This is a genomic window from Bacteroides congonensis (assembly GCF_900130125.1).
GTDB lineage: Bacteria > Bacteroidota > Bacteroidia > Bacteroidales > Bacteroidaceae > Bacteroides > Bacteroides congonensis.
The window spans coordinates 1,098,166-1,121,735 of sequence record NZ_FQXY01000010.1; the positions used below are offsets into that span (position 1 = coordinate 1,098,166).

The 23,570-nt window shown below is 43.9% G+C and carries 18 protein-coding genes; 8 read left to right on the forward strand and 10 right to left on the reverse strand.

Annotated features, from left to right (window positions below):
• Position 1: 1 nt before the first annotated feature.
• The 3 genes from BQ7997_RS15475 to BQ7997_RS15485 all read right to left on the reverse strand — a co-directional run bounded on the left by BQ7997_RS15475 (position 2) and on the right by BQ7997_RS15485 (position 5,467).
• Positions 2-3,592 (reverse strand): SusC/RagA family TonB-linked outer membrane protein, encoded by a 3,591-nt coding sequence (locus tag BQ7997_RS15475; protein ID WP_073347126.1) that lies wholly within the window; start codon positions 3,590-3,592, stop codon positions 2-4.
• A 152-nt stretch (positions 3,593-3,744) separates the two neighbouring features.
• A complete protein-coding gene (locus tag BQ7997_RS15480; protein WP_073347127.1) occupies positions 3,745-4,908 on the reverse strand; it encodes a FecR family protein in 1,164 nt (387 codons plus the stop codon).
• A 64-nt stretch (positions 4,909-4,972) separates the two neighbouring features.
• Positions 4,973-5,467, reverse strand: a complete 495-nt coding sequence (locus BQ7997_RS15485; protein ID WP_073347128.1) for an RNA polymerase sigma-70 factor — start codon at positions 5,465-5,467, stop codon at positions 4,973-4,975.
• 170 nt (positions 5,468-5,637) lie between these two features.
• Here BQ7997_RS15485 and BQ7997_RS15490 point away from each other — a divergent pair, with 170 nt between their 5' ends.
• A complete protein-coding gene (locus BQ7997_RS15490; protein WP_073347129.1) occupies positions 5,638-6,645 on the forward strand; it encodes an NAD-dependent epimerase/dehydratase family protein in 1,008 nt (335 codons plus the stop codon).
• Complete coding sequence (locus BQ7997_RS15495) at positions 6,636-7,601, forward strand: phosphatase PAP2 family protein (protein ID WP_073347130.1); 966 nt, start codon at positions 6,636-6,638, stop codon at positions 7,599-7,601. Before BQ7997_RS15490 ends, BQ7997_RS15495 begins: the two co-directional genes overlap by 10 nt.
• 123 nt (positions 7,602-7,724) lie before the next feature.
• Here the strand turns inward: BQ7997_RS15495 and dusB are convergent, their stop codons facing one another.
• On the reverse strand, positions 7,725-8,726 hold the full coding sequence (gene dusB / locus BQ7997_RS15500; protein WP_073347131.1) for a tRNA dihydrouridine synthase DusB: 1,002 nt from the start codon (positions 8,724-8,726) through the stop codon (positions 7,725-7,727).
• Between the two features lie 124 nt (positions 8,727-8,850).
• Between dusB and BQ7997_RS15505 the strand changes: the two genes are divergently transcribed.
• From BQ7997_RS15505 to dprA, 3 genes are read left to right on the forward strand one after another with little or no spacing between them, the layout of a single operon-like run.
• Positions 8,851-10,140, forward strand: coding sequence for a peptidase U32 family protein (locus BQ7997_RS15505; RefSeq protein WP_073347132.1), 1,290 nt, complete (start codon positions 8,851-8,853; stop codon positions 10,138-10,140).
• A gap of 33 nt (positions 10,141-10,173) precedes the next feature.
• Entirely contained in the window at positions 10,174-10,575 is a 402-nt protein-coding gene (locus BQ7997_RS15510) for an acyl-CoA thioesterase (protein WP_022138673.1), read from the forward strand.
• Positions 10,572-11,696 (forward strand): DNA-processing protein DprA, encoded by a 1,125-nt coding sequence (dprA, locus tag BQ7997_RS15515; protein ID WP_073347133.1) that lies wholly within the window; start codon positions 10,572-10,574, stop codon positions 11,694-11,696. The genes BQ7997_RS15510 and dprA overlap by 4 nt, the downstream gene beginning before the upstream one ends.
• 551 nt (positions 11,697-12,247) lie before the next feature.
• On the opposite strand, the gene BQ7997_RS15520 is transcribed toward dprA, so the two are convergent.
• Complete coding sequence (locus BQ7997_RS15520) at positions 12,248-12,472, reverse strand: helix-turn-helix domain-containing protein (protein WP_073347134.1); 225 nt, start codon at positions 12,470-12,472, stop codon at positions 12,248-12,250.
• Positions 12,473-12,581: 109 nt separating this feature from the next.
• Here BQ7997_RS15520 and BQ7997_RS15525 point away from each other — a divergent pair, with 109 nt between their 5' ends.
• Positions 12,582-12,974, forward strand: a complete 393-nt coding sequence (locus BQ7997_RS15525; RefSeq protein ID WP_073347135.1) for a hypothetical protein — start codon at positions 12,582-12,584, stop codon at positions 12,972-12,974.
• A 74-nt stretch (positions 12,975-13,048) separates the two neighbouring features.
• Here the strand turns inward: BQ7997_RS15525 and BQ7997_RS15530 are convergent, their stop codons facing one another.
• The 5 genes from BQ7997_RS15530 to BQ7997_RS15550 form a co-directional block, all read right to left on the reverse strand.
• The gene (locus BQ7997_RS15530; RefSeq protein ID WP_073347136.1) at positions 13,049-14,824 is read right to left on the reverse strand and encodes an oxaloacetate decarboxylase; all 1,776 of its coding nucleotides are present in this window, start codon (positions 14,822-14,824) and stop codon (positions 13,049-13,051) included.
• 225 nt (positions 14,825-15,049) lie between these two features.
• The gene (locus BQ7997_RS15535) at positions 15,050-15,805 is read right to left on the reverse strand and encodes a succinate dehydrogenase/fumarate reductase iron-sulfur subunit (protein ID WP_004298485.1); all 756 of its coding nucleotides are present in this window, start codon (positions 15,803-15,805) and stop codon (positions 15,050-15,052) included.
• A 36-nt stretch (positions 15,806-15,841) separates the two neighbouring features.
• Positions 15,842-17,821: a fumarate reductase/succinate dehydrogenase flavoprotein subunit gene (locus BQ7997_RS15540; RefSeq protein WP_073347137.1), complete on the reverse strand. Its 1,980-nt coding sequence runs from the start codon at positions 17,819-17,821 to the stop codon at positions 15,842-15,844.
• A gap of 37 nt (positions 17,822-17,858) precedes the next feature.
• Positions 17,859-18,563 carry a fumarate reductase gene (locus tag BQ7997_RS15545; RefSeq protein WP_044654738.1) on the reverse strand — a complete coding sequence of 235 codons (705 nt, stop codon included), beginning with the start codon at positions 18,561-18,563 and terminating at the stop codon, positions 17,859-17,861.
• A 120-nt stretch (positions 18,564-18,683) separates the two neighbouring features.
• Complete coding sequence (locus BQ7997_RS15550) at positions 18,684-19,556, reverse strand: helix-turn-helix domain-containing protein (protein ID WP_022138868.1); 873 nt, start codon at positions 19,554-19,556, stop codon at positions 18,684-18,686.
• 157 nt (positions 19,557-19,713) lie between these two features.
• On the opposite strand from BQ7997_RS15550, the gene BQ7997_RS15555 reads away from it, so the two are divergent.
• Both BQ7997_RS15555 and BQ7997_RS15560 read left to right on the forward strand, forming a co-directional pair.
• Positions 19,714-21,186, forward strand: a complete 1,473-nt coding sequence (locus BQ7997_RS15555; protein WP_073347468.1) for a sulfatase family protein — start codon at positions 19,714-19,716, stop codon at positions 21,184-21,186.
• A 13-nt stretch (positions 21,187-21,199) separates the two neighbouring features.
• Positions 21,200-23,551 (forward strand): glycoside hydrolase family 20 protein, encoded by a 2,352-nt coding sequence (locus tag BQ7997_RS15560; protein WP_073347138.1) that lies wholly within the window; start codon positions 21,200-21,202, stop codon positions 23,549-23,551.
• Positions 23,552-23,570 lie beyond the last annotated feature (19 nt).

The window sequence follows — 23,570 nt, forward strand, 5'->3', positions numbered from 1 at the left end:
ATTATAGACCGAGTCTTAATGTTAATGTAAACTGGCGGGGTACAGGTGAGGCTACTCCACCTGTGTTAAAGAATTCCGGATCTTGACCGTTTAATTTCTTGTCAGCATAAATTAAGAATAGATTGGTGGCTTGCAACTTCAGGGATAAGTTGGAAATCTTAGCCGGAGTAATCCATTTTTGCGGGAAATCATAGGCTATTGATATTTCTTTCATACGTATGAAGTCTCCTTTTGCAATACGTTCCGTAGAATAATTGTATGCGTTGTAGGCGCGATACAAAGTTCGGTTGGCTTCATATTGCGGATTGCTTAATATTACAGGAATATTGGTTTTAGTTTCATCACCGGAAAGTGTCCAGCGGTTTTTGAACTCACGCGGCATGGCACTCAAGTCACTATACTTATAATTGAAATAGGGATTTAAACGGACTACATTACCGAATGAATAGGTCATGAATATGTTCAGTTTAAAACCTTTGTATGTAAAAATGTTGCCAAAACTTCCTGTGACAGTCGGATCTGTAGGACCTTCATACTTCAGGTAATCCAACTTTTCACGTTCCTGAAAGTTTATATCTGTTGAAGTTACAGTCCCATTGATGTTGAATTGTGGTATTCCGTTTTCATCCAATCCTGCGAAGGGGATAGAAAAAAGTGCCCGTACAGGATAACCTTCACGTGCGAACCCGCTTCCGGAAACAAGTTCCATCATACGTGTACGGCCTTTTAGATCGGTTACTTCATTTTTTGCATGTGCAAAAATGAAGTCTGAATTCCACGAGAAATCTTTTGTCTTGATATTCCTGGTTGAGAGGGTAAACTCTGTGCCATAAGATTTCATGGTGGCTACATTGGCGAATTTATAGACGCTTCCTCCTACCCCTTGGGTTGGAATCAGACCAATCAGGTCGTAGTTATTACGAGTGTACCAGTCGGCAGAGAAATTGATCCGGTTATTAATAAATCCGATGTCGATTCCCAAATTTAATTCGTGTTTCTTTTCGTAAGTCAGTTCACTGTTTTCAGCGTCTTCGATATACAGTCCTGTTTCTTGAATGTCGGTGAAAGGACGGTAAGGCGAATAACTGCGGATAATAGCTTGCGAATTGGTGACGTCAGCCGGTCCGCGGTCTGCTGTCAGCGAATATGAGGCTTTCAGAGTCAGGTTGGATATGGTTGGTTCTAAAGATTTGAAGAACTTTTCTTCATGCACATTCCAGGCACCGGATACATTCCAGGTTGGCAGCCAGCGGGAAGATCGGCTGCGTCCCATGCGGTTGGTTCCTTCGTACCGGAAAGTTCCGTTGATGGTATAGCGTCCGTCGTATGAATAGGTCGCGTTGGCGAATCCTGCTACACTTCGGGTCTGAGAATGGCTTAATGAGTAGTACTTGTTTCCGGTTTCAACTCCTTGTTTGAAGAATTGATATACGTATGATGGAATTTCTCCCATAGAATATTGCATTCCCCAACCTTGAAAAGAAGAATAGGTTCTTTGCAGATCGTTGATTTCCATTCCGGCAAAGAAATTGGTGATGTGTTTGTCGGCAAACAAATGATTCCATGAAAGAGTGGTACGGAAATCGAGTCCCAGCATTTTACGGTCTTGACGTTGGTAGATACCACCTTCGGGAAGCACGGAGATTGGTAATGCATAAGGGTTGTCGGGATTTATGTAGAGCCAGTCATTCTCTTTGCGGATAGTAGCGTCATCCAGTCCGCTACGGTAGGCTATGGCTTGGTTGGAATCATCCAGTATATTATGTTCCTGCGAAGAAGTTTGATAGCGGACGGCTCCCAAAGCACTGACTTCTAATTCGGGGAGAACCTTCCATTTTAACTCTCCTTGAAATTTTACATCCACTACATTGAGTTCGATATAATTGTTGTTTAATTCCCGCAGGATGTTGAACGGTGCATAGTTAGCTATGTAATCTGCACTTGGATCTAGTGTGCGTGAGGTATTTAATGCGTATGAATACGGATTGATGTCAAAGTCACGAGTCACTTCTCCTGATGCAACGTCTAATGATGAATTCATCGTTCCGGGTGCCTGCTGCTTGCGGTAAGAAGCGTTGGATATCAGGTTGATGGATAAATTCTTATATATATTATAGCTGGTGTTTATATTCGCTGTATAACGTTTGATTTCGCTCTGCTTGTACCATCCCGGATCAAGCATGGCACTTAGTGAAGCATAGAAAGAGGACTTTTCTGATCCGGATGTTATGCTGACCGAGTGATTTTGTGAGATGTTGTTTGAGAAGAGTTCATCAAACCAGTCCGTGTTGCGCATTTCGGCTTCACGTAGGTAGGAGTTTCGTGAAGTAAGAGTGTTGGGTAAGCCGAACTGTCCGCTGCTTTCGTTGAATTCGTCTATCAGTTTATACATACGACCATATACACCGCTGTTTTTCGCACGGAAGAGATCCCCGCTGTTCAGCCAACCTTTCTGTTCCATTTCTTTATAGATACCCATTTGTTCCTGTGAATTCATAATGTTGAATTCATTGTAGCTAGGTATCATACGGGTAGTGAACTCGCCGGTATAGCTAATCTTGCTAACTCCTGCTTTTCCTTTCTTGGTAGTTACTACAATAACTCCCGCCATGGCGCGTGCGCCATATATAGAGGTTGCCGAACCGTCTTTCAGTATTTGGAAGCTTTCGATATCGTCGGAGTTCAATCCGGCAATAGCAGAGCTGATCAAGGTTTCCGCATCACCGGAAGATAGATCGTCCGGTCCTACGTCAATGGCATCTTCCATGATAACGCCATCGACAACCCATAACGGTTTAGAACTTCCGTAGATGGAGGTGGCTCCACGCACACGAATCTTCGGTGCCGTACCGAATGTTCCTGATACATTTTGTACGGATACACCTGCTGCACGTCCTTCGAGCCCACGACTGATGTCGGGCAGACCGTCAAGCTTTACATTGTCTGCTGTTAATTGGTTGGTTGCTCCTGTGAACAGGCGTTTGTCCATTTTCTGCATACCTGTAACCACAACCTCTGATAGCGTTTGTACATCAGGCATCAACGTAACGCTCATCGTAGGGGAAGGAGTAAGGTCTTGCGCTTTCATCCCTATATAGGAAAATTGCAGTATGGATTTGTTTGATACATTTTCTATCGAGAACTTTCCGTCAATATCTGTCAATACACCGGATTTGCTCCCTTTGATGAGAACCGTTGCGCCAATGAGCGGTTGGTTGTCGTCACCGGAAATGACTACACCTTTTACATTGAATACTTTTGCCTGTTTGGAAGGTCCTTTGAGACTAATGGTGACAAATTGGTCCTCAATGTGATATTCCAATGGCTTGTTGTTTAAAATAATATCAAGAACTTGCTCGATACTTTTATCCTTAGCAGCCCCCGAGACTGTGTACTTTTTGACATCATCGTACGTAAAAAGGATCTTGTATCCTGAGATCTTTTCCAGACGTTTTAGTACGGACGGCAATCGTTCGTTACTAAATTCAATTGTGATTTTCTTTTGTGGTTGTGCCTGGGCATTTACCTGATAAGGTAAAAAGCATAATACGCATAGAAAACACACAATGAGTAGCTTCCAATTTTTTCTCATACGTTTTAATTTAATAACACTAGTTTGAATACGTTTATAATACTAGTGCGTATGAGCTTAAAAAATGGACACCCCTTTTGCGACTTATTTTTTAATAAAAGTGATAATTTGCTGCTTGTTGCATGAATTTGTTATACTTATGCAATAAAAAATCAGTCTACAGTAAGCGTGTTGCCTTGCAAGGTTACTGTTACTTTTTTCATTCTGTTAAGTAATGAAATGGTGTGTTCCAAGTCTTTGGAGCGGTCGGAAACGAAGTGCATCTTATAGTTCATCGCTTCTTTGTTTCTGAATTCGATGTTTACGTTGTACCAACGTCCCAAACTTTGCATGATGTCTTTTAATGTGATATCATCAAAGTAGAAATAACCGTCTTTCCAATAGACATATGAATCCAGGTCAACTTCAGTAAGCACAAAGTTGCCGTCAGATTGCAGATGTGCGTCTTCTCCCGGATAAAGTCTGGTATAAGAACCTCCCCGGGTATTGCTGACTTCCACTTTCCCATTGATAAGTACTACGTGGGTATCTTCGGGAGAGTAACTGCGAATATTGAATTCAGTGCCAAGAACTCTGGTTTGAACAGTTGGGGTTTTTACGATGAAAGGGCGGTCAGGGTTTTTGGTCACTTTAAAGTAGGCTTCTCCTTCTAAAGTGACAACACGCTCTTTACCTACAAAGGCTGTGGGATAGACAAAATTACTATTGGCGTTGAGCCATACTTCTGTTCCGTCACATAATACGACCTTGAAACTTTCACCTCTCGGGACGGTTAGTACATGAGTCTGTGTCGTTTTCGAGATGATTTGCCTGTAATCTAACTCTTTCTTTTCGGGTTTTGCAGGTATAGTTTTGTGATGAACCTGATTATTGGATAGTGGTTCGTCCAACATAATTTTCTCTCCGTTATCTTTTTGTAGAATGATATGCTGGGGGGCGGTATCGGCCGTGAAAACTGTAATAGGCTCGACAGGGGATGTTGTCAGGGTGTCAATAAAGTAATAAGTTCCTAGAAGAACGGCAACCATGGCGGCTATGCCGATTCCGGTTTTCCACAGAATAGAACGCATGCGTGAGGAGGACTTTCTCTTTTTGAATCGCTTAAGTTCCATTTCCACATCAGGTAGTTTGGTTCTATCTTGCTGTTGCAGGAAGAGACTGCTGTCCATTATATCACGGCAAGTTTGCAGGCATTCCTCGTCCTCAAACAGTTCTTGTAATTGCTTGTCGCTTATTTCCGCCGGACTTTCCATGATGTCGAGCGCTTTCTCTACAGATTCCTCTGTGCAGTTTATATTGTCAATATGTTTATTCATTGCTTTCAGATTCTATATCAATCTTACTATATTACGTTTAATCACCTATATAAAGACACCTGCTTTATGTTTTTTTTACACATTCTTCACGTATTACTTGCAGAGCTTTCACAATATGCTTTCTTACTGCGCTGACACTGATATTCAGTTCTTCCGCTACTTCCTGATATTTTTTACGTTGGATATAGCATTCCTCTAAAATATGTCTTGTGTGTGGGGTGAGTTTTTCCATAGCCTTACTGATGTGCATCATTCTCTCATCTTGTTCCTGATATTCCGTTTCTACATAACTTTTAGTTAGTTCGGAGTAGATTTGAACATACTGCTCATGTGTATTTTGATGCCTCAGGAAATCAATGCTTTTATTACGGACATATATGTATAAATAAGATTTGGCAGTGGCTTTATCTATTTTTGCGTAATTGGCCCATATAAATTCGAAGGCATCGCTTACGATATCTTTGCTAGCCTCCATATTATTAATCAAGTGAAATGCGTAATAATAAAGTTGAGGATAGTACTCTTTAAAAAGAAAATCAAAATCTGCCTTATCTTCCACGTGCTTTAAAGTGTTGAATAGTAAATAAATTGCGCTGCAAATAAACAAATAATAATTGAGAAATACAAAATGCTTTTTGTTTTATATTTATTGTATCTTTGTGGCATAATCAAAAAATGTTTGGTGAGAATGCTTTAGTCAATTATTCACGCAGAACCTAGAAAATAATAATGGAGAGTATTTTAATTACGGGCGCAAGCGGTTTTATCGGAAGCTTCATCGTTGAGGAAGCGTTGAAACGGAAGTATGGCGTGTGGGCGGGAATCCGCTCTACCAGTAGCAAACAGTATCTGAAGAACCGGAAAATTCATTTTCTGGAACTGGACTTTGCGCATCCCAATGAACTTCGTGCCCAACTCTCCGGCCATAAAGGCACTTACAACAAATTTGATTATATCATCCATTGTGCCGGTGTGACAAAATGCTCTGACAAGAAGACTTTTGATTATGTCAATTATCTCCAGACCAAATATTTTATTGACACGTTGAAAGCCCTGAATATGGTTCCAAAGCAGTTCATATATATAAGTACGCTTAGTGTATTCGGCCCTGTGCGTGAGAAAGATTACACTCCGATAGAAGCGGATGACCTTCCTGCTCCTAATACTGCCTATGGCTTCAGCAAGTTGAAAGCCGAACTATATATTCAGAGTATTCCCGGATTCCCCTATGTCATTTATCGTCCTACGGGAGTGTATGGCCCTCGCGAATCGGATTATTTCCTGATGGCAAAATCTATTCAGAAGCATGTTGATTTCTCAGTGGGATTCCGGCGCCAAGACCTGACTTTTGTTTATGTGAAAGACATTGTGAAAGCTATCTTCTTGGGAATGGAGAAGAAAGTTGCCCAAAAAACGTATTTCCTGACAGATGGAAAGGTCTATAAGAGTCGTGCTTTTTCGGACCTGATACAAAAAGAATTGGGGAATCCATTTGTTCTTCATATGAAATGCCCGTTAATTGTGCTAAAAGTTATATCTTTGCTCGCTGAATTCGTTGCTACGCGTTCCAGAAAGTGCAGCACATTGAATTCTGATAAATATAAGATAATGAAACAACGCAACTGGCAATGTGATATAACCCCCACAATCAATGAATTGGGATATGCGCCCGAATATGATTTGGAGAGAGGTGTGCGTGAAACTATTGCCTGGTATAAAAATGAAGGATGGCTTTAGACTTATTTAAGCGCGTAGAAACCCGGAAAGGGTTGTTTGCTGTGGAAAAGATTACATTGATTTATAATCTGCTGACTTCCATATTGATTCTGTTCCTGTTTCAGCGGATGGATCATCCATGGCACATGTTGCTGGATAGGGCTATGATTGCTGCGATGACTTTCTTGTTGATGTATCTTTACCGCCTCGCTCCTTGTAAGTTTTCGGCGTTTGTACGTATTGTCATTCAGATGAGTCTGCTTTCCTATTGGTATCCGGATACTTTTGAGTTCAACCGTTTCTTTCCCAATTTGGATCATATCTTTGCTACCGCCGAACAGTTTATTTTCAACGGGCAACCTGCCATCTGGTTCTGTCATACATTCCCGCATCTTCTGGTCAGTGAAGCATTTAATATGGGATATTTCTTCTATTATCCGATGATGTTGATTGTGGCGTTGTTCTATTTCATCTATAAGTTCGAGTGGTTTGAAAAGATGTCTTTTGTGCTTGTCACTTCTTTCTTTATATATTATCTGATTTATATCTTTGTTCCCGTTGCAGGCCCTCAATTCTACTTTCCTGCCATTGGATTTGATAATGTATCTAAAGGGATTTTCCCTGCTATCGGTGATTATTTCAATCACCATCAGGAATTGCTTCCCGGACCGGGATATCAGCACGGGTTCTTTTATAATCTGGTGGAAGGTTCGCAGCAAGTAGGCGAGCGCCCTACAGCGGCATTCCCAAGTTCACATGTCGGCATTTCTACCATTCTGATGATTATGGCCTGGCGTGGAAGTAAGAGGTTATTTGTCTGCTTGATTCCTTTCTATATGTTACTTTGTGGAGCTACCGTGTATATTCAGGCGCATTATGTCATTGATGCTATCGTAGGATTCTTCTCCGCATTTCTGTTGTATGTGGTGGCAACTTGGATGTTTAAGAAGTGGTTTGCGCAGCCGATGTTCAAATAGGTGCGGAAATGAATGAGAATTTGTTTTCAATTACTGATTCGCATAAGTAGAACATGAACTGTCGATAGCGGTGAAAACAGTGAACCCCCAAAAGCAACTTATCTGTGTGCATTTAATTATCTGCTAATTATCTGCTATGGTCGAAGAATTCATCCTTTCGGAAATCGTTTCAAATATCCGGAACAGTTCTTCCTTGGTTTCTGCACGGAGCATTGCAATGCGGGTATCCCGGAAGTTTGGTATCCCTTTGAATAACGGACTTGCAGCCAAGTGGCGGCGCACGTGCAGAATACCTCTACGCTCATCGAGCAAATTTACACTGTCAATCACTTCCTGACGAAGAACATCCATGCACCAATCAAAGCTTAGTGGTGGCAGTTCCTCACCTGTCTCCAAATAATGTTTCATTTCTTTGAATATCCACGGACGACCAAAGCTGGCACGACCAATCATTACAGCATCTACTCCGTAACGGTCAAAACACTCCTTGCAGCGTTGGGGGGTAGTCACATCTCCGTTGCCAATGATGGGAATATGCATTCGCGGATTGTTTTTCACTTCGCCTATCAGTGTCCAGTCTGCTTCTCCGGTGTACATCTGTGCCCGTGTACGACCGTGTATGGTCAAGGCTGCAATACCACAGTCCTGCAACTGTTCCGCCAAATCCACGATAATCTTGTTATTAGCATCCCATCCCAAACGGGTTTTCACTGTCACAGGTATCTTCACAGCATCTGCCACGGCACGGGTAATCTCCAGCATTTTAGGAATATTCTGTAGCATTCCTGCCCCTGCCCCTTTTCCGGCAACTCTTTTCACCGGGCATCCGAAATTAATATCTAAAATATCAGGCTGCGCCTCTTCCACGATTTTGGCAGCTTCTACCATTGTCTCCGTATCCTTTCCGTATATCTGAATAGCGACAGGACGTTCTTCGTCACTGATACTCAGTTTCTGCGCAGTCTTGCTGACGGCACGGATGAGCGCATCGCTCGATACGAATTCTGTATATACCATGTCCGCTCCAAACTTTTTGCACATCAGGCGGAAGGCCGGGTCGGTCACGTCTTCCATGGGAGCGAGCAGGATAGGGTGTTCACCCAGGTCTATATGGTTAATCTTCATATATGATTTTGCTATTTACTGTTTATGATTGAAGTAACTTCTTGTTTTCGCTGCAAAAATACGGAAAAAAGCCTACCTTTGTACGCATTCATTTGCTTAACTGATACAAATAAGTATATATTCTATGAGTCTTAGTTTGAAAGATTTTGAAATAATGGCTCCTGTCGGTTCGCGCGAATCCCTTGCCGCGGCCATTCAGGCAGGCGCCGATTCTATCTATTTCGGTATAGAAAACTTGAATATGCGTGCCCGTTCGGCCAACACATTCACGATTGATGATTTGCGGGAAATCGCCCGTACGTGCGATGAACACGGGATGAAAAGTTATCTGACGGTCAACACCATTATCTATGATAAAGATATTCCTTTGATGCACACCATTGTCGATGCAGCTAAGGAAGCGGGGATTTCGGCTGTGATTGCGGCTGATGTAGCGGTGATGAACTATGCCCGTCAGATAGGGCAGGAAGTGCATCTTTCCACACAGTTGAATATCTCCAATGCGGAAGCATTAAAATTCTATGCGCAATTTGCCGATGTGGTGGTATTAGCCCGCGAGTTGAACTTGGATCAGGTATCGGAGATTTACCGCCAGATACAGGAAGAGCATATCTGCGGGCCGAGTGGCGAACAGATTCGTATCGAGATGTTCTGCCACGGGGCATTGTGTATGGCAGTGTCCGGCAAGTGCTATCTTTCCCTGCATGAGATGAACCATTCTGCCAACCGGGGTGCTTGTATGCAGGTATGCCGTCGCTCTTATACTGTCCGTGATAAGGAGACAGACGTAGAACTTGATATTGATAATGAATATATCATGTCGCCGAAAGACTTGAAAACCATCCACTTTATGAATAAGATGATGGACGCAGGTGTACGTGTATTCAAGATTGAAGGTCGTGCCCGTGGCCCTGAGTATGTGCGTACGGTGGTGGAATGTTATAAAGAAGCCATTAAAGCTTATCTGGAAGGTACATTTACCGATGAAAAGATTGCAGCTTGGGATGAACGTCTGAAAACTGTTTTCAATCGTGGTTTTTGGGATGGATATTATCTGGGGCAACGTTTGGGAGAATGGACCCGCAATTATGGCTCTGCCGCAACGGAACGCAAAATCTATGTGGGTAAAGGCATTAAATACTATTCCAACATCGGTGTTTCCGAATTCCTGGTAGAAGCTGCCGAAGTGAGTGTCGGTGATAAACTGCTGATTACAGGCCCGACTACCGGTGCGGTTTTCATGACTTTGGATGAAGCGCGTGTCGACCTGAAACCGGTGCAGACGGTAAAGAAAGGAGAACACTTCTCTATGAAGTCGGACAAGATACGTCCGAGTGATAAATTGTACAAACTGGTATCCACCGAAGAATTAAAGAGATTCAAAGGGCTCGATATCGAACAGAAAAGAGGATAACCGCTGTTTCTCAATTTTTAATTCTCAATTTGAATGGACTATATTTATGAATTGGAAATGAAGGTACGCGATTATGAATGCGACCTTCAGGGCATCGTGAACAATGCCAATTATCAGCATTATCTGGAACATACACGCCATGAATTCCTGACTTCGGTAGGCGTGAGCTTTGCGGCACTTCACGAGCAGGGCGTAGACCCGGTAGTGGCGCGTATCAATATGGCTTTCAAAACTCCGCTGAAGAGTGGGGACGAGTTTGTATCCAAGCTATATATGAAGAAAGAAGGTATCAAATACGTGTTCTATCAGGATATCTTCCGCAAAAGTGATAATAAAGTAGTAGTGAAATCCACTGTTGAAACGGTATGTGTAGTAAATGGACGTTTGAGTGACAGCGAATTGTTTGACAACGTCTTTGCTCCTTACCTGAAATGAACAGCTCCGAAGAAGAACAAATTTATAGCATCGCCCTGACAATGGTGCCCGGTATCGGGCATATTGGGGCGAAACACCTTATCGACGGAATGGATAATGCCGTTGATGTTTTCCGGTTGCGCAAAGAACTGCCGGAACGTATTCCTGAAATAAGTAGGCGGGTGGTGGAAGCATTGGACTGTCCACAGGCTATTGCACGTGCTGAGCAGGAATACGAATTTGTCCGGAAGAACCGGATTTCATGTCTTACTTTTCATGACGAGGCTTACCCTTCCCGTTTGCGGGAGTGTGAGGACGCTCCTGTCGTTCTTTTCTTTAAAGGAAATACCGATTTAAACTCCCTTCATATCATTAATATGGTAGGAACCCGCAATGCCACGGATTATGGAACTCAACTCTGTGCTTCTTTCTTGCGGGATTTGAAAACGCTTTGTCCTGACGTACTGGTGGTCAGCGGGCTTGCTTATGGGATTGATATCCATGCACACCGTGAAGCATTGGCTAATGAACTCCCTACAGTAGGTGTCCTTGCACATGGCTTGGATCGTATCTATCCTTATGTTCATCGGAAAACGGCTGTCGATATGCTTGAAAGAGGCGGGCTGCTTACCGAGTTTATGTCCGGCACCAATCCCGACCGTCATAATTTTGTAAGCCGTAACCGTATTGTCGCCGGTATGTGTGATGCTACAATCGTCATTGAATCGGCAGAGAAAGGCGGTTCGCTGATTACTGCCGAACTTGCTGAAAGCTATCACCGTGATTGCTTTGCCTTTCCCGGTCGTGTGAATGATGAATACTCGAAAGGATGTAATCTGCTAATCAGGGACAACAGGGCCTCTTTGCTGTTATCTGCCGAAGATTTTGTGCAGGCAATAGGCTGGAATATGCCGGTAACCCCTTCCGAAAAAGTAAATGTACAACGTAGCCTTTTCCTCGAACTGTCTGATGAGGAACAGAAAATAGTTACTATCTTGGAAAAACAGGGAAACCTGCAAATCAACTCTCTCGTAGTAGAAGCGGATATTCCTGTACATAAGTTGAATGCTATTCTTTTTGAACTGGAAATGAAAGGAGTGGTTCGTGTGCTGGCAGGAGGAATGTACCAATTACTGGCTTAGCGCGCGTATAGGCATAAAAAAAGGAGCAACGCCTTGCTCCAACCTTTGTTAACCTTAAATCTAATACTATGAAAAAAATCACATGACAAATGTATGTCTTCATGAATTAATTTCCAAATAATTCTTTTGTATTTGTTTCTCTTTTGATTTCTTTCACTGATTTTCACTGTTATCGGACACGATATGTTTCTGTGGCACTTTTTGTTGATTCTATCCGTATAAATCCGGAAGTAATCTATTACTATCGGACAATAGGCTGTATCTTGGAAAAATATGCTTGAATAAGCACTGAAAAAGCACCACTTCATTGGTTTAAAAGGAAAAATGATTGTTTGTTGCGTTGAATATAAGGTGGTTATATCCTGATTTTGCCTGGATTGCTTCTTGCAATTTAGCAGGTCAGAAATGATATTGCCGCTAGTATATGAATTCTTTGCTGCTACTGTTAATTTTCATATGTTATTTCTTTGTTGATACATACAGTATAAGCGTATTCAGGAAAATTGTGTATATAGTTAATAGTCTGTATATTTAAGAATTGCTTGAAATAGTTATACTATATCTTTTAAGTTTACTTCTAATGTATTGGCAATTTTCACAAGAGTACCAATTGTGAAATTGGTTCTTCCTTTCTCGATCCGAATAACATTATTGTATTCCATTTCAAGTTTATCTGCAAAATCTTGGATAGATAGGTTTTTCTTTTCTCGTAATTTTCTTATTTGGGCACCTATCTCATTTAAAGTTTCTTGTTTATTAAGCATAAAGTCTGTCATATATGATTGTTTCCCAAAGAAAAGTATTTATATTTGCATATTCGCAATCATATATGATTGTAGGCGCTTGATACTATTATTGGAATAATAACGATATAATAATAATGAAATGGATACTCCTAATTTAGATTTGCACTTTGAGAACTTACTTTATATGGGCAGAAATGTTTTAGATAACACAAGTGATTATATTCGAAAAAGATTTTCTAGAAAAGAGATGTGCGTATATGAATATTTGTTTAAAGAAGAAACAAGCAAGGGCATTGAGATTGTTGTAGATGATGCTACTTTAGTATGTGTTTTTGATAACGACATTTGTAAGCAATCTATCCTTTATCTCAATGATCTGCTTAATATTGTACATTATATTAATTATTGTAACGATAGTTTTGAATATGACAAGAAACTAGACAAGTGGCTGATGTCAGATAGCTATCTTACTTTATTTATACCGAATGATGATTCTGAAAGACGCTTGGCATTTATCCAAACCTTAGTATGAACTTTGTAGAAGAGTGTAACATAATAAATCCCCTGTCGGCATTGTCGGCAGGGGATTGTTTTACTTCTTGATTGTCATGCGAAAATATCACTCCTCTGGATATACGCTATCACATCTCCTTTATGGACATTATCCCCTTGCTGTGCACATACTTCAACAATACGTCCGGTAAATCCGGTAAATACCTTTTCGTATTCTCCCCATGGAGTGGAAAGGTAGCATAATACAGAATCGTGTTGGTATTTGCATCCGATGAACGGTGCGGTTGATGGTCCTTCTACGGAGACTTCCCAAAGTACCTGTCCGTTGGCGGGAGCGATGACGGGATCTGCTTTCGCACGTTTCAGTTTCTTTATTTCCTCTTCCGAATAACCGTTCTTTACCATGGACGCATCTTTGGCACGTTGCAGCTCTTCTTCGAAACGTTTCTTGGCAACGCCCGACTTGTAGTCACGATATTGGCGGTCGTGCATAGCCAGTTCAAAAAGTTCTTCATCATCTTCTCCATATTCCCAGCCGTTTTCGTCCATTTCCTTGCGGTAGTTATCCAAGGCATCCGGGTAGTTCAACTGCGGGTCGGTATCGACGAATTCATATCCTTTGGATTGGGCCAGTTCCACAATCTCCGGTGCAAGTGTGCCGGGGAGACGCCCGCTCTTGCCTAAAATCATGTCCCAGGTATGGTTGTCTATCATTGTCCAGCGTTCTTCACCTTTTACCAGTTGCATAAGGTTCATTAAGGCAACATTCTTCACATACTGGCTGAAAGGGGTCACCAAAGGGGGATAGCCTAACTTGGGCCATACATATTCCACTTCGTCGAAAAGCATGACAAGCAGGTCGTCAATACTAAGCTCCGGTTCGTTCTTGCTTCTCAATATCATGTTGATGCCGGAATGTACCCCTTTCAAGTCTGCCATCATGGAACCCATCATACCGCCGGGCAAACCACATTTCAACAGGAGTGAGGACATATATTTATTGGTGGTATCCATGAAGTAGCCTAAGAAATCGTCAATGAATTCTTGCGTCATGGCACGGGCTTTCATGTATGCCTTCATATTTATGTCGGGAACTTGGAAGCCTAAGTCTTTCAACATTGCCTGTACGGAGATGATGTCCGGATGAACCTTACCCCAGGACATGGGTTCCATGGCTACGTCGATAATATCCGCGCCATTCTCACAGACTTCGAGGATGGAAGCCATAGATAATCCCGGCCCGCTATGGCCATGGTATTGTATCAATATCTCAGGATGCTTTTCTTTAATGGTCTTGACCAGGCGTCCCAACATACCCGGACGTCCTACGCCTGCCATATCTTTCAGGCAGATTTCCGGTGCACCGGCAGCGATTAGCTGGTCGGCAATCCGGGCGTAATATTCAACGGTATGCACCGGAGAGTAAGTGATACAGAGCGTTGCCTGCGGTATCATACCTGCTTCCAGAGCATATTTGATGGAAGGAATTATGTTTCTAGTCTCGTTCAGTCCGCAGAAGATACGTGTAATGTCCACGCCTTGCGCATGTTTGACTTTATACATCAGTTTGCGTATATCTGCGGGAACGGGATACATTCGCAACGCATTCAATCCGCGGTCAAGCATATGTGTCTGGATACCGGCTTTTCTGAAAGGTTCGGTAAAGGCACGGACGGCTTTGTTGGGATTTTCACCATATAGCAGGTTTACTTGCTCGAAAGCACCACCATTGGTTTCAACTCGCGCGAAGCAGCCCATTTCAATAATTAAAGGAGCTATACGTACCAGTTGGTCGACCCGTGGCTGATATTTGCCTGAGGACTGCCACATGTCCCGATAAACAAGACTAAACTTAATTTCCTTTTTCATTGTAGTCAGTATTAAACGTTCTTTCTTTGGTTAACTTCACATATACAAATATAAAGGATAATTGTGACATATAGTCAATTGTATGCCCAAAAATATGCGAATATAGATATGTTATATATCATAATGTAAGGATATGGGTGCTGACAAAAAAATCCCCAACCGGCATGCCGACTGGGGATTCTGTCATTAATCAAATTGTCTCTCAAACTCGAAAACTAGCAGTCTTTAGTCTTTTAATTTCGCGATAATGAAGTCACGGTTCAAGCGGGCGATGTTGCTGATAGAGATGTTTTTCGGGCATTCAGCCTCGCAAGCGCGGGTGTTGGTACAGTTACCGAAGCCCAATTCGTCCATCTTTGACAGCATGGCTTTTGCACGACGCAAAGCTTCCGGTTTACCTTGCGGCAGCAAGTTCAACTGGCTGACTTTTGCAGAAACGAACAACATGGCAGAACCATTCTTACATGCAGCTACACAAGCACCGCAACCGATACAAGAAGCGGCATCCATAGCTTCGTCAGCGATAGGTTTTGCAATCAGGATAGCGTTGGCATCCTGAGGAGCACCCGTACGGACGCTTACGTAACCACCAGCCTGCATAATCTTGTCATAAGCAGTACGGTCTACCATCAAGTCCTTGATAACCGGGAAACCAGCCGAACGCCACGGCTCAACAGTGATTGTGTCACCGTCGTTGAAGCGGCGCATATAAATCTGGCAAGTAGTAGCACCTGTTGCCGGACCGTGCGGATGTCCGTTGATGTACAGAGAGCACATACCGCAGATACCTTCACGGCAGTCATGGTCAAATACAACCGGTTCTTTTCTTTCGCTGATAAGCTGTTCGTTCAGGATATCCAGCATTTCAAGGAATGAAGTATCACCGGGGATATCTTTCATTTGGTAGGTTTCAAAAGCACCTTTAGCCTTCGGGCCAGCCTGGCGCCATACCTTCAGTGTAAATGATATATTCTTATCCATTTTCTTCTAATTCTTTTTAATGTTTAACTTCACCGATTAGCTCTTGTAGTTACGGGTCTGAACCTTGATAGCTTCATAAACCAACGGTTCTTTGTACAATACCGGAGCCTTTTCATCGTCACCTTGATATTCCCAGCATGCTACGTAGAAGAAGTTTTCGTCATCACGTTTTGCTTCTCCTTCTTCAGTCTGGTATTCTTCACGGAAGTGACCGCCGCAACTTTCGTTACGGTTCAGTGCATCGTAAGCGACAAGCTCGCCCATAGTGATGAAGTCATACAGACGGATTGCTTTGTCAAGCTCTACGTTCATGCCTTCTTTAGAACCAGGGATAAACAGATTAGTTTCGAATTCCTTGCGGATTTCTTTCAGTGCGGCGATGCCTTTCTTCAAGCCTTCAGCCGTACGTCCCATACCTACGTATTCCCACATGATATGACCCAGTTTCTTGTGGATAGAATCAACGGATTCTTTACCCTGAATCTTCATGAACTTGTCAATCTTAGCCTGAACAGCCTTTTCTGCTTCTGCAAATTCGGGAAGGTCAGTAGAGAAACGCGGAACGGTAATCTGGTCTGCCAGATAGTTCTGGATAGTGTAAGGCAATACGAAGTAACCGTCGGCAAGACCCTGCATCAATGCAGAAGCACCGAGGCGGTTTGCACCGTGGTCGGAGAAGTTACATTCACCGATAGCGAACAGACCTTTGATAGTGGTTTGCAGTTCGTAGTCTACCCAGATACCACCCATTGTATAGTGGATAGCCGGATAAATCATCATCGGGTTATAATATTTCACACCACTGATTTCTTTTGCCAGTTCGCCCGGGTTCACGTCAGTGATTTCTTCGTACATGTCGAAGAGGTTGCCGTAACGTTGAAGAACAACGTCGATACCCAAACGGTTGATAGCTTCCGAGAAATCGAGGAATACAGCCAGACCAGTGTTGTTCACACCGAAACCTGCGTCGCAACGTTCTTTAGCGGCACGGCTGGCAACGTCACGCGGAACGAGGTTACCGAATGCCGGATAGCGGCGTTCCAAGTAGTAGTCGCGGTCTTCTTCAGGAATATCGCTTCCTTTGATTTCACCTTTCTGAAGTTTCACAGCGTCTTCTTTCTTCTTCGGAACCCAGATACGACCGTCGTTACGGAGAGATTCGGACATCAGAGTCAGTTTGGACTGTTTGTCACCGTGTACCGGGATACAAGTCGGGTGAATCTGAACATATGCAGGGTTAGCAAATACAGCCCCCTTGCGGTAGCAAGAGATAGCAGCCGTACAGTTACAACCCATAGCGTTGGTAGACAGGAAGTAAGCGTTACCGTAACCACCGGTAGCGATAACTACGGCGTGAGCGGCGAAACGTTCCAGTTTACCTGTGATTAAGTTTTTAGCGATGATACCGCGGGCACGTCCGTCAACGATGACAACGTCCTGCATTTCGTAGCGGGTGTACAGTTTTACAGTACCCACGTTTACCTGGCGGCTCAGTGCAGAGTAAGCGCCCAGCAACAACTGCTGACCGGTCTGACCCTTAGCGTAGAAAGTACGTGATACCTGTGCGCCACCGAAAGAACGGTTGTCCAGCGTACCGCCATATTCGCGGGCGAAAGGAACACCTTGAGCCACACATTGGTCGATGATAGCGTTGGATACTTCAGCCAGACGATATACGTTAGCTTCGCGGGCACGGTAGTCACCACCCTTTACCGTATCGTAGAACAGGCGGTAAACGGAGTCACCGTCATTCTGATAATTCTTTGCAGCGTTGATACCACCTTGTGCAGCGATAGAGTGTGCACGGCGCGGAGAGTCCTGGATACAGAAGTTGAATACTCTGAAACCCATTTCACCGAGTGAAGCAGCGGCAGAAGCACCTGCCAGACCCGTACCCACAACGATGATATCCAAACGACGCTTGTTAGCGGGGTTCACCAATTTCTGATGAGCTTTATAGTTAGTCCATTTCTCAGCCACTGGGCCTTCCGGAATCTTTGAATCTATCTTGATCATAATATTATTTACAATTTAATCATTTACAATATCCTATTTAGCAAGCACCACCGCAAATCAGTGTTTTCACGAAGAATACCACTACTACGAGGGCGAAACCGAGTACAACAACGGTAGAGTAGATGTTGGAGATGCATTTCCAACGGTTGATCCATACCTTGTTGTTCCATCCCAGTGATTGCATGGAGCTCCAGAAACCGTGAGTCAGGTGGAACCACAGCGCAAACAGCCAAACGAGGTAAAGAACTACGTAAACCGGGCAGGAGAAAGTCTGCTGGATGTGATAAGCGCCGTTAGCGGCATAAGCCAGCGTCAGCGTGTCAGCGTGCATGCCCATGTTGTGCATCAGTTCCGGCAACTGCATTTTTGCCCAGAAGTTGAAGAGGTGCAAGCCAAGACCTACGATTACGATAATACCTAACACTAACATGTTTTGAGAAGCCCACTCTACAGTTTTAGGCTTGTCGGTCACTGCATAGCGTTCGCTACCACGCGCTCTGCGATTCTGCATTGTCAGCCAGAACGCATAGATGATGTGAATGATGAAAAGAGCAGCCAATCCTGCGGTAGCCACTAACGCATACCAGTTTGCTCCCAGGAATTCACAAATCATGTTGTAACCATCAGCCGAGATGATTGCAACCAGGTTCATCGCCATGTGAAATGTTAGAAACAGGACAAGGGCGATACCGGTAACGCTCATCACCACTTTCCTTCCTACAGATGAATTACTTAACCACATAAATGATTGAATTTAAATTATTTAATTGTTAGAACTAAAATTTCGACGTTTTACACCTCTTACAGACTGCAAAAATAGGGGAAATAGATTGATTGAGCAAGGAATTAAAGAAATAATTCCTTAATCGGCAATCTTTCCGATTTTTTCACCGCAGGCTGCCTTCTTACGCAGCGCGCGGGGAGTGTCGCCGAAAGAGTCTTTGCAGAAGTGTGCAAAGTGGGACAGGGAATCGAATCCGTATCGGTTGCAGATTTCTGTGATGCGCATTTTAGTGTGTTGCAGGTCTTCGAGGATGCCCTCGCGTTTCTTTTCCAGTATCCATTCGTACACGGGCATGCCATAGAGGTTTTTGAAAAGCCTGCGGAAAGTGGTGGTCGTATAGCCCCCCAGATGTGCAAACTCTTCCACGTTTTTCACGTTACTGTAGTTTTGCATCACAAAGTAGTGGAAACTTTCCGTGTAAGTGCTTATCGGGTAGAAGAAAGCGCTTAACTGCGGTAGCGGGTAGAAGTTGGTAATCAGGAAAACCAGTTCTTTGCATTTCAGCTCGATATATTTGCTGCAAGGGGCTTCTTCACTGAGAAATTCGGGCATGCTGGTAATCAGATGATAGAGCCTTTCGCTCATAATCAATGGAGTATAGGTCAGAGGTGTTTCTGTCTGTTCCAATATTTCTTTATAACGTTCCTCGCAAAGCAGAGGCAGCTCATTGAACCAGAACACAATGTATTCGACATCTGTAAGTGCCAGCATTTCTATCTTCGAGCCGATAGCTTGCAGGATAAACTGTTTCTCACGCAGTGTATTTCCCGGATATTCTTCGCTATTAATAAGCAGTTCGCCTTTTATCATAAAAAGCATACAGTTTTGCGTACACTTATCTTTCGGGATATGCTCTCCTTTTGGTAAGTTCCGATGTACAAGGATATTTTCAGTGGCTCTGGGGCATCCTTCACAGTTTGTATATTGTATGCAAAAAGAATCTCCTGGCATGAGTTTTATTTCATGAATTGTTATCTTCGGGGAACAAAGATAAGCTTTTTTGCGGAAAATGAAACTATTTCTTACATTTATGTTTTAGTGAAAAGCTTTATATGATTGTCTTTATTATAGTGAAATGTATATTTATAACTAAATGCGCGATTATATTATGAAAAACGAAAACGTTTTATTGGCTATGGCCGGCATGGCTATGTTGTCTGCCGAGGCTATCGCCCAAAAGCCTGCAAACATTATTCTTATTAATTTGGACGATGCTGGGAACGGTGATTTCTCCTGCCGGGGGGCAATCGGTTATCAGACTCCGCATATCGACTGGATGGCTGCCAACGGGATGTCAATGAACAACTTTTATGCGGTTCAGCCTATCAGTGGCGCGTCGAGGGCAGGGTTGATGACGGGATGCTATCCGAACCGTATCGGGTTTGCCTATGCCTTGAATCCGGGTTCGCCTTATGGCATCAATGAGCAGGAAGAGACGGTGGCGGAGTTGCTGCGTGATAAGGGGTATGCTACGGCTATCTTCGGAAAATGGCATTTGGGAGATGAGCGGAAATTCCTGCCGCTTCAGCATGGTTTCGATGAATACTACGGATTGCCTTATTCGAATGATATGTGGCCTAACCATCCTCAATATAAGTTTCCCGACCTTCCTTTAATTAAAGGGAATGATATTATCGGCTATAATACCGACCAGTCGCGGTTGACGACCGATTACACGAATTATGCGGTCGATTTCATTCACCGGAATGCAAATGACAAACCGTTCTTCTTGTATCTGGCGCATTCGATGCCTCATGTACCGTTGGCGGTTTCCGATAAGTTTAAGGGAAAGAGCAAGCAAGGCTTGTACGGAGACGTGATGATGGAGTTGGATTGGAGCGTGGGAGAAATCCTGCGGACTATCCGTGAGGAAGGGATTGAGGACAATACGCTGGTGATTCTCACTTCGGATAACGGCCCGTGGGCTAATTACGGCAACCATGCCGGTTCGTCCGGCGGATTGAGGGAAGCAAAGGCGAATACATTCAATGGCGGTACACGCGTACCTTGTTTCTTCTATTGGAAAGGGAAAATCCAACCGTCCGGTGTATGCAATAGTCTGTATTCCAATATTGATATTCTGCCGACCTTGGTAGAGATTGCAGGGGCGAAAATGCCTGAAAAGAAGATAGACGGGGTGAGTATGCTGCCCACGTTGACGGTCGACCCTACGATTGCGGTGCGCAAATATCTTTGTTTCTATTATCATAAGAATTCGTTGGAAGCGATTACCGACGGGAGCTATAAACTGGTGTTTCCTCATAAATATGTGTCTTATGACAGCCAGGTGCCCGGCAATGACGGACTTCCCGGAGAATTGGGGCAGGGTGAAGTTAAGGAGTGCGAACTGTATGACCTGCGACGGGATATGGGTGAGCGTGTGAATGTAATTACCCAGCATTCGGAAGTAGTACAGGATTTGATGAGGGAAGCTGACGCATGGCGTGAAGAACTGGGAGACGACCTGACCGGACATCAGGGAAAAGCGAGAAGGGAAGCCGGTAAATCGGATAAGACTATCCAATCAGAGAAGACTGCCACGTCGAATAAAACCGCCAAGTCGGGCAAGGCTGCCAAATAAATCCGGAAAGTATATGATTAAAGTCAATATCTGTCGGGATACATTATCTTCACCTATATTAATTATCCTGTTAGTTTGGGGAGTTTTCTCGCTTTTCGCTGTGGATTCAATGGCATCGGTTTCCTATCGGAACTTAATTCCCGAACCTGTGTCGGTAGTGGAAAAAGAAGGGGCTCCATTCATCGTGAATGGACAGACAAGGGTGCTTTATTCGGGGAATCATCCCGAATGGAAATCTGTTGCGGACTTGCTGGCTGCCTGTCTTTCGGAAAGTACCGGATATTCGGTGGCTGTTGGAAAGACAAAGAAGTTGCTGCGTTCTAATGAAATTATCTTCAAAAAGAATCCCTTGCTACGAAAAGAGGGATTCAAATTAGAAGTCACGGAAGATAATATGGTAATTGAAGCGGCAGACCTGGCGGGAGCTTTTTATGCGGTTCAGATGTTGCGGCAGTTGTCGCTTCCGACAGCAGCGGGAGAAGCAGCCGTGCAAAGAAAGGAACTGAGTTTTCCCCCTGTGGCGTTGGAAGATTATCCTTCTCTGTCATACAGGGGAGCCATGCTTGATGTGAGCCGTCATTTTTTCTCGGTTGCGCAGGTGAAACGCTATATTGACTTGTTGGCTTTTCACCGTCTGAATCATTTTCACTGGCATCTGACAGACGACCAAGGATGGCGGATAGAGATAAAAAAATATCCGAAGCTGACCGAAGTCGGTGCATGGAGAGGGACGGACAGATATGGTGGCTACTATACACAGGAAGATATAAAGGACGTAGTGGCTTATGCTACCGAAAGATTTATAACGATTATTCCGGAAATAGATATGCCCGGACATACACAAGCGGCATTAGCGGCATATCCGCAACTGGGCTGTACGGGGAAGGCTTATGAAGTGGCTACGGAAGCGGGTGGCGTTCATAAGGATGTGATGTGCGTAGGGAATGACTTTACCCTTCCCTTTGTAAAGGACGTTTTGAAAGAAGTTGCCGGCTTATTTCCGGGGCAGTTTATCCATATCGGAGGTGACGAAGTGCCTAAAGACCGTTGGAAGGAGTGCAACGCTTGCCAGAAGGCAATCGCGAAGCACGGATTGAAAGACATCGGCCGGCATACGGCAGAGGAGTTTCTGCAAAATGCTTTCAATGAAGAAATAGCAGGTTATCTGCGTGGATTGGGAAAGCGGATGATTGGTTGGGATGAAGTACTTACCGATAGTTTGAGCCGGGATGTTACCATTATGTCCTGGCGTGGGCTGGGACGTGCCACCGCCGCCCTTCGCAAAGGGCACTCTGTGATTGTTTCCGCAGATTCCCATCTGTACCTGAATCATTATCAAACGATAAGCTCGGAACAGGAACCCCGTGCGACCGGCGGACTGGTAGAAATGAAGAAAGTCTTTGAGACGCCTTTCTTCTCTCCGCAACTGACGGCGGCTGAAAAAGAAAGGGTACTGGGCGCGGAAGCTTGCCTGTGGACTTCGTTTATCAACAGTGATTCGTTACTTGATTATATGCTCCTTCCCCGTCTGGCTGCTTTTGCCGAAGCTGCGTGGTGCGAAGGGAGACGCGGTGCTTATATCGGTTTCCTGCATCGCTTGCCTATGCTTTTAGATTGTTATACCCGGCTAGGCTACGATTATGCAAAGCATTTCTTTACAGTTTCCGCCACTTATAAATCTATTCCTGCTGATAAAAGCCTTGAAATCTCAATGGAAAGTCTGCCTGATACGGAAATCTATTATACGCTGGACGGCAGCATACCTACGAAATCCGGCTCTTTGTATAAGAATCCTATCCGGGTAGATAAAAGTTGTACGTTGAAAGCTATCTCTTATTTGTCCAACGGGCTTTCCAGTGATGAACTGACAAAAGAGGTGGTCGTGAATAAAGCGACATTCCGCCCTGTCCGGTTATTGAATGCTCCTTCCGAGCGTTATCAGGGAGAGAACGGAAAAGTTTTGGTAGACGGGATTCGGAGCATAAACTTCCATAATACAGGTTTGTGGGTAGGGTGTCATTCCTCTGATTTGAGTGCAGTGATTGACCTAGAGTCTTTACAGTCTATTTCTTCGGTGGAAGTTTCCGCTTTGACCGATTTGAGTGCATGGATTATGGGGCCGCAGTCTATTTCCGTATTCGTCTCTTCGGATGGAGAAAAATATGAGATGGTAGCCCGTCAGACATATGAGGCACCGACGGATGCCATGGGGGAGAAACGAAGCGAACTGAACCGTCTCTCTTTTGACACGGTATCCGCTCGTTATGTAAAAGTGGTGGCAGTGCCTTTTAAAGGGCTTCCCAAAGGACACTCCGGTGAGGGCGAACGGCCTTTCCTGTTTGTGGATGAGATAAGGGTAGATTAGTTCATAATAGTACGATTAT